The organism is Colwellia sp. M166 (assembly GCF_024585285.1).
GTDB lineage: Bacteria > Pseudomonadota > Gammaproteobacteria > Enterobacterales > Alteromonadaceae > Cognaticolwellia.
On record NZ_CP040755.1, the window covers coordinates 4,232,835 to 4,245,075 of the forward strand.

The following is a 12,241-nucleotide window of genomic DNA, read 5'->3' on the forward strand; positions in this document are numbered from 1 at the left end:
AATACTGATCATTAGTTATCAGTTACTTGCCGTATTTGCTTAATCTCAATTGAGTTATAGCAATTTTCGGTGGATTTTTATGTAGAGATTTTATGATGAATTCACGTAACACCAAGCCGGTTAAAAAGGCTAAATGGCAAAATATTGTCATTATATTTGTATTACTATTTATGGTTATTAGTGCTTTACCTAATTTATATTCTGATAAATTTACGGTTCAGCTAGTAAGCCACAACAGTCAAAGTGTGCCAATATCTGCTCAAGAAATTAATCGAGTATTAGCTAAGCACAAGCTAACTATCGATGAGATCAGAGCATCGGCAGAAAGCACCACGATTACTTTAGCAAGTAAAGCGGATCAAGCCGCCATTGAAAAACTATTAACAAAACAGTTTTCTGAAAATTATACGATTGAAAGTTCGATAGAAAACAACACGCCTGCTTGGTTGAAAGTGTTTCATGGTGAGCCGATAAAACTCGGTTTAGATTTAAGTGGCGGCGTGTTATTTGTCCTTGATGTCGATACCGAACGAGCATTGTTTGATAAATTGAAAGGCATTGCATTAGACGTGAAATCTTTAGCGATTACGGAGCGTCTTCGCTTGAGTAACGTATCTCAGCCAAATAATTACACCATTACTTTCGGTTTCTCCGCTGCAAAGCAAGGTGCTGTTGAAAAATTATTAACAAAAATTGATCAAAGCTATCCGGAATTAACACAAAGCAAGGTTAACAATAACCAAGTTGTTTTGGCTTATTCAGCAACAGAACAAGTTAAATTTCGTCAAGAAACCATGAGCCAAACGCTGAAAACCATGCGTGGTCGTATAGAAGAGCTTGGCATTACCGAGGCGGTGACACAAAAACAGGGCAAAAATAGGATCCGTATTGAACTGCCGGGTGTACATGATCCAGAAGAAGCAAAAAGAATCATTGGTGCTACTGCTTCGTTAGACTTTTATCAATTGGCTGAGAACTCTAATGCGGTTGGTATAACGCAAATGACAGACAAAACGGGTCGTCAGCTTAGAATGAATAGCCAAGTGGTGTTTTCCGGTAGCCATATTAAAAATGCCCGCTCAGGCCAAGACGAAATGGGCATGCCATTAGTTAATCTAACTTTAGATGGGGTGGGTGGCAAAAAAATGTCAATGTTTTCTAAACAAAATATTGGCAAACCTATGGTAACGGTATTTTCTGAGTTTTATCGAAATGCAAATGATGAAATGGTGAAAAAAAGCAAAGTGATTAATGTTGCCACTATTCAACAGCATTTGGGCGCACAATTTAGTATCACCAATATGTCGAGCCCACAAGAGGCGCAAGAACTCGCGTTATTGTTACGTGCAGGTTCATTAACCGCCCCGGTAACCATAGTGCAGCAACGTAGTATTGAAGCAACATTAGGTGTGGACAATATAGATAACGGTATCAAAGCGTTAACTATAGGTATTGGTATTACTTTACTCTTTATGTTTATTTGGTATCGCAGTTTGGGGCTTATCGCCAATGCTGCCTTGGGATTAAACTTAATTAGCTTACTTGGTTTGATGTCGTTGCTGCCAGGCACCGTACTAACCTTGCCGGGCATTGCTGGTTTGGTACTTACCGTTGGTATGGCTGTTGATACTAACGTGTTGATATTTGAAAGGATAAAAGAAGAATTAAAGCGCGGCCGTAAAGTGCTTTTTGCTATTGAAAGCGGCTATAAAAATGCTTTTTCTACTATTTTAGACGCCAACATTACCACAATGATCACCGGCATCATTTTATATGCTATCGGCTATGGCGCGGTAAAAGGCTTTGCAATTATTCTCTGCTTAGGCATTTTAACCAGCATGTTTACCGGTGTTTTTGTCTCAAAAGCCTTAACTAATTTAGTGATCCGTGAAAACAAGTCTCAGTTACTTGGAGTAAAATTATGAACAAGCTTTTTTTAAAACAACATGAAACCTTAAGTAAATTTCGCCTTATCAGTTTGTATTTCGCTACTGCGCTGGTTATTTTTTCTTTGTTGGGCATATTCAGTAAAGGACTTAATTTAGGCTTAGACTTTACCGGCGGCTATTTGACCGAGTTCACTACACAAGAGTCACTTACCCAGCAAAATATGGAAACATTGTTAAGCTCATATCTACCTGACAGTTTTAGTTTGAAATCAGCTGAAAATGGCAGGCACTGGAGCGTTCAACAAGCAGATAACGAGCTAAGCTTGAAAGGAAAAGCATGGCTGAGCGATTTTTCTGAGCAAAGTGAGTTAACCATCACACCACTAGATTCAATTTATATTGGTAGCCAAGTCGGTGATGAATTAATTAACCAAGGAGGCTTAGCGTTAATTACCTCGGTGGTAATGATATTACTTTATCTTTCATTTAGATTTGAATGGCGTTTAGCTGCAGGTTCGGTTATCGCGCTTTGTCATGACGTTATTATCGTGTTGGGAATTTTTGCTTGGTTTGATATTCCTTTTGATTTAACCATAGTGGCCAGTTTACTCGCTATTATAGGTTACTCATTAAATGACTCTATTATTGTCGGCGATAAAATACGTGAAATTATGAAAAGGAATAATCAACAGAGCGTTGAGAGTATTGTTAACTTGGCAATAAAATCTACCATAGTGCGAACATTGATCACCTCGGGAACCACGTTGGCAACAATATTAGCGGTATGGATTTTTGCTGGTGAGTCATTAGCAGGTTTTGCTATGGCGCTGTTCTCAGGCGTTTTAGTTGGTACGTTTTCATCTATTACCATTTCAGCAACCGTGCCGCAATTACTCGGCTTGTCAGCAGATTATTATAACCAAAAAGAGCAAGAGCTTTGCCCGTTACCATAAAAGGGTCTTAGGCTAATGCTAGTGTGCCTGTAATTGTATAGGCACACGACCTTTACTGCTACGGAATAAAAGTTGAAATAGCAATAAGGCTTAGCGTAACTCTTGAATATCTATTCGGCTTTTTTGTTGCCACTGACTGTGTGGTAGTTGCTCTCTAATATTATTGAGTGTTGTCCAAATGCCATTGAGAGTCATAGGTTTGGTGAGCCATTGCGGAATATTACCTTTAGGGTCGACAATAAATTGGTAATTAATCTTTATTTGGTTAACTTTTGTCGGGACTATCTGCCAGTGTGCTTTAATGACTTGCATACGAACGGTATTTTTGGTGGCAGTAATGCTATCACTAGCGTCTTTTACGGCAATTTCAACTGACAAATCATTGTTTTGCCAATAATGAGAATACACCACCATTTCGCGGGCAGAAACTGGCCATAACCCTTTAAAGCGGGTAATAAATATATTTTCGTTAAGGGCTATTTGATTAATAACCTTTGCCGATTCAGCATTGTCGAGCCAATGAGGTAATAGGCTTAAGTCTTCAATAAAATAAATAAAACCAGCCAAACTAGAGGCAAGTTGCGCTTGTGCTTTTATTTCAATTAAGTCGTCATATTGGCTAGCACGATAACTGACCTTGAGCTCGGCGTCTTGGCGCCATACTTGCCAAGCTTCATGTTTGCTTTTATCCATACTTTGAGGTGTGCTTTTTACTGCCAAGCTCGACACTGAATATAAGCTCAGTAACGTTGTTAAAAGCCATAGGGTTGTTACAGCAGATGTTTTTTTAGTTTGCTTGCTCAATATACTCGCCTTGTCGTTGCAAATTAAGGCAAATTACCCTATATTCCGTGCTCGGTTTAACGCAATGAACACTATTTATAGTTTATTGCGTTAGTAGCCAGACGATATAATATCGAATTTAGCATTATATAGCGTCATTAATTGCTTAATAATCAATAATGTTGTTATAAAAATTATTATAATATTCAAGCGGCACTTAGTGTGTGTCGCCACTGAACAAAGGAAAATACATGCCTGTAATTACGCTTCCCGACGGTAGTCAACGCACTTTTGAACAAGCTGTTTCTGTGATGGACGTTGCCCTTGATATTGGTCCTGGTTTGGCTAAAGCCACCATCGCTGGTCGTATTAATGGTGAATTGGTCGATGCTTGTGAATTAATTAAAGAAGATGCGGCGCTGCAACTTATTACCAGCAAAGATAGTGAAGGTTTAGAGATCATTCGTCATTCTTGTGCACATTTGTTAGGCCATGCTATTAAGCAATTATGGCCTAACACCAAAATGGCGATTGGCCCAACGATCGATAATGGTTTTTATTATGATGTTGACTTAGAAGAGTCAATTACCGAAGACGATTTAGTTAAGCTAGAAAAACGCATGACAGAACTTGCGCGAACTGGCTACGAAGTGATTAAGAAAACAGGTACATGGCAAGACGCTTATGATGCGTTCACTGAACGTGGCGAAAGTTATAAATTAGAAATTCTTGATGAAAATATTGATAAGTCTGATACACCAGCACTTTATCATCATCAAGAATATATCGATATGTGTCGTGGTCCTCATGTACCTAGCATGCGTCATTGTCATCATTTTAAATTGATGAAAGTTGCTGGCGCTTATTGGCGTGGCAATTCAGATAATAAAATGTTGCAGCGTGTATACGGCACAGCATGGGCAGATAAAAAACAATTAAAAGCTTATATAGTACGATTAGCGGAAGCTGAAAAACGTGATCACCGTAAAATTGGTAAAACCTTAGATCTTTTCCATTGGCAAGAAGAAGCACCCGGCATGGTGTTTTGGCATAACGATGGTTGGACTATTTATACTGAGTTAGAAAAATTCATTCGTGAAAAACTACACGAATATGATTACGACGAAGTTAAAGCACCAATGATGATGGATCGCAGCCTTTGGGAAAAATCAGGTCACTGGGACAAATATGCTGATGGCATGTTTACCACTGAATCTGAAAAGCGTGAATACGCAATAAAACCAATGAACTGTCCGGGTCATGTGCAGATATTTAACCAAGGGTTAAAATCTTACCGTGATTTACCGTTACGTATTGCTGAATTTGGCTGTTGTCATCGTAATGAGCCATCGGGTTCTTTACATGGTTTAATGCGCGTTCGTGGTTTTACGCAAGATGATGCCCATATTTTCTGTATGGAATCTCAAGTTCAAGCGGAAGTAACCAAGTGTATCGAAATGGTCTATGACGTTTATGGCTCATTTGGCTTTGAAGACATTATTGTTAAACTTTCTACACGCCCAGAAAATCGTATTGGTAGTGACGAAATCTGGGATAAAGCTGAAGCAGGTTTAGCGCAAGCATTAACTGACAGTGATATTAAATTTGAATATTTACCGGGCGAAGGTGCATTTTACGGTCCTAAGATTGAATTTACTTTAATGGATTGTTTGGGACGTGCTTGGCAATGTGGTACTGTGCAACTCGATTTTGCTTTGCCAGAGCGTTTAGGCGCAACTTATGTTGGTGAAGACAACGAAAGATACATTCCGGTGATGATCCATCGTGCTATTTTAGGTTCACTTGAACGTTTTATTGGTATTTTGATCGAAGAGTACACCGGCAAATTTCCAACGTGGTTATCGCCAATTCAAGCAACTGTGATGAATATTACCGACAAACAAGGTCAATATTGTGAAAAAGTTGTTAAAAAACTAAAAGAAAGTGGATTTAGAGCAAAACTAGACTTGAGAAATGAGAAGATAGGCTTTAAAATCCGCGAGCATACTTTAAAGCGTGTTCCGTATTTGTTAGTTGTCGGTGATAAAGAAATGGAAACCGGTGAAATTTCAATACGAACTCGAAGTGGTGAAGATTTAGGAACAATGTCGGTTGACGATTTTATTGCTAAATTATCGGATGAAGTGAAGACTCGTCGCTAAGCACTTTTTTGACTAAACACGCAACATTATTATTTAACCCAAGTAAGCTAAAAAATTAATGCTTACTTGGTCACAACGTTCTTTGGAGGAACATGGCTATTAAAGGTGGACAACGTGGCGGGCAAAAAGAGCCAGCACATCGTTTAAATGAGTTAATCACAGGTATTGCAGGCAATGAAGTTCGTTTGATTAAATATGACGGAGAGCCTGGTGGTATCGTCACATTAGATGAAGCAATGGATCAAGCTGAAGATGCAGGTGTAGATCTTGTAGAAATCAGCCCAACAGCAAAACCTCCTGTTCTTCGCGTTATGGATTACGGCAAGTTTATCTATGAAAAAGCGAAAGAACAGAAAGAGCAGCGTAAAAACCAGAAACAAATACAGGTTAAGGAAATTAAATTCCGTCCTGGAACAGATGAAGGCGATTATCAGGTCAAACTACGCAACCTGAAACGCTTTTTAGAAGGCGGCGACAAGGTCAAGGTAACATTACGTTTCCGTGGCCGTGAAATGGCCCACCAAGAACTTGGTCTTGAAATTTTAACTCGTGTTAAAAACGATTTAGAAGAATTGACTGTAGTCGAGTTTTTCCCTCGTAGAGCGGAAGGGCGTCAAATGGTGATGGTTCTAGCCCCTAAAAAATAGATAATACCCGGTTTGACAAGTAGCTAATTATTTCTTGAAATAATTAGCTCACCGCTATTATCTTTAAGCTGGTAAACAAGGCCTACAAGTAGAGTTCAATATCTTAGCTTAATTGCTAAGCGCTAAGAAACTCTCGCCTAGTTTACTTTAAATTTGGCATAACAATGCGGAGTTATTAACATGCCTAAAATGAAAACCAATAAAGGTGCTGCAAAGCGCTTTAAACCGACAGCCACAGGCTATAAATTTAAACAAGCCGGTCTTCGTCATATCTTGACTAAACGCCGTACTAAAGTTAAGCGTCATCTTCGTGCGAAATGCATGATTGCTGCTTCTGACATAAAGTCAGTTAAAAAACTTTTACGTCACGGTTAATAGGAGAGATAGAAAATGGCAAGAGTAAAACGTGGTGTACAAGCACGTGCACGTCACAAGAAGGTTCTAAAGCAAGCTAAAGGTTACTACGGTGCTCGTAGTCGCGTTTATCGCGTTGCTTTCCAAGCTGTAACTAAAGCTGGCCAATACGCATACCGTGACCGTCGTCAACGTAAGCGTCAATTCCGTCAACTTTGGATTGCTCGTATTAACGCGGCAGCTCGTCAAAATGGTTTATCTTACAGCCGTTTCATTAATGGTCTTAAAAAGGCTTCTATTGAAATCGATCGTAAGATCCTAGCTGACATCGCAGTATACGATAAAGCAGCTTTCACATTCTTAGTTGAAAAAGCACAAGCTTCTTTAGCATAAGTTTGAGATATTTGTATTGAGATAAGGACGCCCTAGGCGTCCTTTTCTTTTTTTAATCATTCTTACTTGTTCTTTAGTTCACTTTCAGCGTTTTAAAGTACTCACTAATCTTTAACCTTGAAATTAAACTAAATTCCTTCGTATTAATGGTTTAAAATAGTTAACTGTTAATTTTAGCGAATACTATTTTACTTCCTGTTGTAAATAGCAAAGATGATATTCGCTACAATTAGTTTAAATTTAATTTGAAGGTTTTATTATGAGTGTTGCTGAACAAATTTTAGCGGTAAATAATGATTTGCCTATCCGTACTGATATCGCTGTTCATAGTGGCAAGGTACGTTCTGTTTATTGGTTAACCCCTGCGGACAGCCAACGCCTAATTAAAGAAAAAAGCTATGATGTTGCACTCGATACACCGTTAGCCATCATGGTGATCAGTGACCGTATTTCAGCTTTTGATTGCATTTGGCATGGTGAAGGTGGCATGAAAGGTGTGCCAGGTAAAGGCGCAGCATTAAATGCCATTTCTAATCATTGGTTTAAATTATTTAAAGAGCAAGGCTTAGCTGATAGTCATATTCTTGATATACCACACCCTTTTGTGTGGATAGTACAAAAAGCTAAGCCGGTAATGATTGAAGCTATTTGTCGTCAATATATTACCGGTTCAATGTGGCGTTCGTACGCTAAGGGTGAACGAGAGTTTTGTGGTATTCAATTAGCCGATGGTCTTGAAAAAGATAGTAAATTACCAACATTGCTACAAACCCCGTCAACTAAAGGCATTTTACCGGGAATTCCTGGTGTGCCAGCGGTTGATGATGTCAATATTACTCGTCAGAATATTGTCGATAATTTTACTGCTTTTAACTTCAAAGCAATTGACGATATTGCCTTATATGAAAAGCTACTAACCGAAGGTTTTGATGTTATCTCAGCTGCGTTAGCTAAACTGGAGCAAATTTTTGTCGATACTAAGTTTGAGTTTGGTTATGTCAAAGACCGTAACGGCAATGACAAACTTATCTATATGGATGAAGTGGGCACACCTGATTCATCACGTATTTGGGATGGTGCGCAGTATAGATTGGGCAATATTGTTGAGAATTCGAAAGAAGGTTTCCGCCAACTATTGCTGAGTCACTTCCCAGATCCCGATATCTTATTAAATAAAGACCGCATGATTGAACGTGAAGCATTGGCCCGTGACAATGAGTTACCTGCAGCAGTGCTAATGTCATTATCTGAAACTTATCTTGCTATCGCTGAAAAAATTACCGGAAAAGCGATTGTTTTATCGAGTAACCCGAAGCAAGAGATCATTGATATTTTACGTACTGAATATCAGCTGATTGATTAGACACTAAAGACTAACCGTTACTGACTATAAACAGCCTCGCTATTGCGGGGCTTTTTTATATCGGTAATAAAATTGCTTTCTTTGGTTTATAAGCGGCTGCTCAAGTAAGCTGCTTTTATCATCTATTAATCGCTGCGCTCTTTTGATGCGACTGGATTGTCTTGCACCAATATCGCACTAATCTAGCGCTCAATTGCACTGTTATGGTGCTTTGCTGCGTTGGTTAATGCCTTGATTTGTGTGTAGGTTGTTGAATTTAATATTCTTTTTATTTTGGGTATAAATGGTGCTTAGTAATATTATAAATAATGAATTTTACAATTTAATTGATAACAAATGCACTAAAGGTGAGCGAATGAAATTAGTCACAGCAATTATTAAACCCTTCAAAATGGATGATGTTCGTGAAGCATTAAGTGAAATTGGCATTGATGGTATGACAGTAACAGAGGTGAAGGGTTTTGGTCGTCAAAAGGGCCATACTGAGCTTTATCGTGGTGCTGAGTATTCAGTTGATTTTCTGCCAAAAATTAAATTCGAAATTGCTGTGAAAGATGATTTTGCTGAACGAGTTGTAGAGACCATTATTAGCTCAGCACATACTGGAAAAATTGGTGATGGCAAAATATTTGTTACTGATATTGAAAGTGTTATGCGTATTCGAACCGGTGAAGCAGATGATGATGCCATTTAATTAAGTACTGTTACTCGAAAACCGGCAATTTAATTCTGTACACTTAGCCTAAAAATTTTAATAGTGAATGTAAAATGAATAAAATATTAATCACACTGTTGGCGTTAACTTTTTCTCTGCCAAGTTTTGCTGCCGAGCCAGCGCTTAATGGTGCTAATACTGCTTGGATATTAACGGCTACCGCGTTGGTGCTATTAATGACCTTACCGGGTTTAGCCTTATTTTATGGCGGCTTAGTTCGTCGAAAAAATATCCTATCAATTTTAATGCAATGTTTTGCTATTGCTGGACTTTCATCCATTTTATGGTTCATTGTGGGTTACAGTTTAGCGTTTGGTGAAGGCAATGCTTGGATTGGTGATTTCAGTAAAGTGTTAATGGTAGGAATGACCAAAGAAACCCTTGCTGGTGATATTCCTGAAAGTTTATTTGTGCTTTTTCAAATGACCTTTGCGGTGATCACGCCTGCTTTAATTATTGGTGCTTATGCTGAAAGAATGAAGTTTTCTGCAGTTTTACTGTTTTCAGGTTTATGGCTACTCGTTGTTTATGCTCCCGTAACTCATTGGGTTTGGGGTGGTGGCTGGTTAGCACAAATGGGCGTATATGATTTTGCCGGTGGTATTGTTGTCCATATTACCGCCGGTGTTGCTGCATTAGTTGCTGCGGTAGTGTTAGGGCCTCGCCATGGTTTTCCACGAACGCCAATGTTGCCACATAACCTGACAATGACAGTAACCGGTGCGGGTATGCTCTGGGTTGGTTGGTTTGGTTTTAATGGTGGTAGTGCCTTGGCCGCTAATGGTGACGCCGCTATGGCAATGATAGTGACACATTTGTCTGCATCAGCAGGGGCATTGACTTGGGCGGCAATTGAGTGGAAAAAATTTGGTAAAGCCAGTGTTTTAGGTGCCGTTACTGGTATGGTTGCGGGCTTAGGTACTATTACGCCAGCATCAGGCTTTGTTGGACCTGGTGGCGCTTTAATTATTGGTGTTTCAGCCGGTATCGTTTGTTTTTACTCAACGGTTTATATTAAGCAAAAACTTAAAATTGATGACTCTTTAGATGTTTTTCCTGTCCATGGTATCGGCGGTATATTGGGAACTTTATTAGCCGGTGTTTTTGCCTCGACAGAGCTAGGTGCCTTTAGTGGTTTTGGCTATGCTGAAGGTATTAGTACTATGTTAGGGCAAGTTACTGTGCAGTTAATTGGTATCGGTTCAACTATTCTTTATACCGCGGTTGTCTCTTATTTGTTATTTAAATTAGTCGGCTTTATGACTAAAGGTTTACGGGTGTCAAAAGAGCAGGAAATTACCGGTTTAGATTTAATAGAGCATGATGAGGTGGGTTATAACCTATAGGCGCTAATACTATCTTTTAAACCTGTGTTTTGCGTAAAGAAAGGCTTCGATAATAGAAGCCTTTTTTATGTTTAACGTAATATACCCGTACCACTTCAAGATGCAACTTCAGCGCTAAGCTAGGCATTCTGATCAAGGCGCGATACGTCGATAATGGTCTCTCACTTATCAAGTACTGCAACGCAGGACTAATTTTCTAGCATAGCTCCCTGCGGGCAAGCCGATAACGAGTCATCTCCAGCGTTATTGATTTCGATAATAGAATAACTATTCTCGGCTCTGGCATCCTGCTTCGCTCTACCTTCACCACCCAGGGTTTCGTCTTCAATCAATGCCTTGGTGCTAACCCGTTATCGACTTGCTGAAATCTGCATTTTGAAGTGGAGCGGGTATAGGTTTTTGTCATTTTATTAATATTTAAGCCATCATAAGCTGAAAAATCACCTAGTTTTATAAAAGTAAAAATTACAGACATTAACTTTTTGTTGAAAAACGTAGATTTACCCTACTTTATCAGTAATTTTTTGTGTAAAATCATTCACCATTTTATTAATCGAAAAAGTCTAGCTAAAGGCCAAATTAGGCCGATGTTAATGCCCTATAGTTAAATACTAAGAAATATGGGCGCTTTGAACACGCTTTAGAGGAACTCATGAATTTAGACGATATTATATTGCAGGCAGAACAAGCTATTGCGGCGGCAACTGATCCTGTAGAACTTGACCAAGTTCGCGTTAACTTCTTAGGAAAAAAAGGTTTGTTCACTGAACAAATGAAAGGCCTGAGCAAGTTACCAAAAGAAGAAAAGCCCAAAGCGGGTCAAGTGATTAACATCGCTAAACAGCAGGTACAAAAGCTGCTAACTGAGCGTGGTGAGTTATTACGTGCCGAAGTTATCAAGCAACAACTTGCCGCAGAATCTATTGACGTTACATTACCCGGTCGTGGTGATGAATTAGGCGGTTTACATCCAGTGACGCGCACTATTGAGCGTATTGAAAGCTTTTTTGGTGATTTAGGTTTCTCTGTGAAACAAGGCCCTGAAGTTGAGGATGACTTTCATAACTTTGATGCCTTGAATATTCCTGAGCACCATCCAGCGCGTCAAGACCACGATACATTTTACTTTAATCCTAAATTGGTTTTACGTACACAAACCTCGGGTGTGCAAATTCGTACCATGGAAAAAGAACAACCACCTTTGCGTATCATCTCGCCAGGTAAAGTTTACCGTAATGACTACGACCAAACGCATACGCCAATGTTCCACCAAGTGGAAGGCTTAATGGTTGATAAAGACGTGAGTTTTACGCACTTAAAAGGGGTGTTGCATGACTTCTTACATCACTTTTTTGAAGAAGAAGTAGAAATTCGCTTCCGTCCATCGTATTTCCCATTTACAGAACCTTCTGCAGAAGTTGATATTATGGGTAAAAACGGCAAATGGTTAGAAGTATTGGGCTGTGGCATGGTGCATCCTAATGTACTGCGCAGTGTCGGCATTGATCCTGAAGTTTATACTGGTTTTGCCTTCGGTATGGGGGTTGAACGTTTAACCATGTTACGTTACGGCGTAAATGACTTACGTTCATTCTTTGAAAATGATCTTCGCTTCTTAAAACAGTTCAAGTAGGAA

Annotated in this window: 11 protein-coding genes; 10 read left to right on the plus strand and 1 reads right to left on the minus strand. The window is 39.2% G+C overall.

Going from position 1 to position 12,241, the window contains the following annotated elements:
• Nucleotides 1-92 precede the first annotated feature (92 nt).
• Both secD and secF read left to right on the plus strand, forming a co-directional pair.
• The gene (secD, locus tag FGD67_RS19110; RefSeq protein ID WP_257172625.1) at nt 93-1,925 is read left to right on the plus strand and encodes a protein translocase subunit SecD; all 1,833 of its coding nucleotides are present in this window, start codon (nt 93-95) and stop codon (nt 1,923-1,925) included.
• Nucleotides 1,922-2,842, plus strand: a complete 921-nt coding sequence (secF, locus tag FGD67_RS19115; protein WP_257172626.1) for a protein translocase subunit SecF — start codon at nt 1,922-1,924, stop codon at nt 2,840-2,842. The genes secD and secF overlap by 4 nt, the downstream gene beginning before the upstream one ends.
• Nucleotides 2,843-2,932: 90 nt before the next feature.
• Here secF and FGD67_RS19120 read toward each other — a convergent pair whose 3' ends face one another.
• Nucleotides 2,933-3,646 carry an START domain-containing protein gene (locus FGD67_RS19120; protein ID WP_257172627.1) on the minus strand — a complete coding sequence of 238 codons (714 nt, stop codon included), beginning with the start codon at nt 3,644-3,646 and terminating at the stop codon, nt 2,933-2,935.
• A gap of 230 nt (nt 3,647-3,876) precedes the next feature.
• On the opposite strand from FGD67_RS19120, the gene thrS reads away from it, so the two are divergent.
• The 8 genes from thrS (at nt 3,877) to pheS (ending at nt 12,238) form a co-directional block, all read left to right on the plus strand.
• On the plus strand, nt 3,877-5,787 hold the full coding sequence (gene thrS / locus FGD67_RS19125; RefSeq protein ID WP_257172628.1) for a threonine--tRNA ligase: 1,911 nt from the start codon (nt 3,877-3,879) through the stop codon (nt 5,785-5,787).
• 92 nt (nt 5,788-5,879) lie between these two features.
• Nucleotides 5,880-6,434, plus strand: coding sequence for a translation initiation factor IF-3 (gene infC / locus FGD67_RS19130; RefSeq protein WP_085330060.1), 555 nt, complete (start codon nt 5,880-5,882; stop codon nt 6,432-6,434).
• Between the two features lie 180 nt (nt 6,435-6,614).
• The gene (gene rpmI / locus FGD67_RS19135; RefSeq protein WP_257172629.1) at nt 6,615-6,809 is read left to right on the plus strand and encodes a 50S ribosomal protein L35; all 195 of its coding nucleotides are present in this window, start codon (nt 6,615-6,617) and stop codon (nt 6,807-6,809) included.
• Nucleotides 6,810-6,824: 15 nt separating this feature from the next.
• A complete protein-coding gene (rplT, locus tag FGD67_RS19140) occupies nt 6,825-7,181 on the plus strand; it encodes a 50S ribosomal protein L20 (protein WP_077284679.1) in 357 nt (118 codons plus the stop codon).
• A 259-nt stretch (nt 7,182-7,440) separates the two neighbouring features.
• The gene (locus tag FGD67_RS19145) at nt 7,441-8,544 is read left to right on the plus strand and encodes a phosphoribosylaminoimidazolesuccinocarboxamide synthase (RefSeq protein WP_257172630.1); all 1,104 of its coding nucleotides are present in this window, start codon (nt 7,441-7,443) and stop codon (nt 8,542-8,544) included.
• 355 nt (nt 8,545-8,899) lie between these two features.
• Nucleotides 8,900-9,238 (plus strand): P-II family nitrogen regulator, encoded by a 339-nt coding sequence (gene glnK, locus FGD67_RS19150; protein ID WP_257172631.1) that lies wholly within the window; start codon nt 8,900-8,902, stop codon nt 9,236-9,238.
• Nucleotides 9,239-9,312: 74 nt separating this feature from the next.
• Nucleotides 9,313-10,605, plus strand: a complete 1,293-nt coding sequence (locus FGD67_RS19155) for an ammonium transporter (RefSeq protein ID WP_257172632.1) — start codon at nt 9,313-9,315, stop codon at nt 10,603-10,605.
• Between the two features lie 652 nt (nt 10,606-11,257).
• The gene (pheS, locus tag FGD67_RS19160; protein WP_077284683.1) at nt 11,258-12,238 is read left to right on the plus strand and encodes a phenylalanine--tRNA ligase subunit alpha; all 981 of its coding nucleotides are present in this window, start codon (nt 11,258-11,260) and stop codon (nt 12,236-12,238) included.
• Nucleotides 12,239-12,241 lie beyond the last annotated feature (3 nt).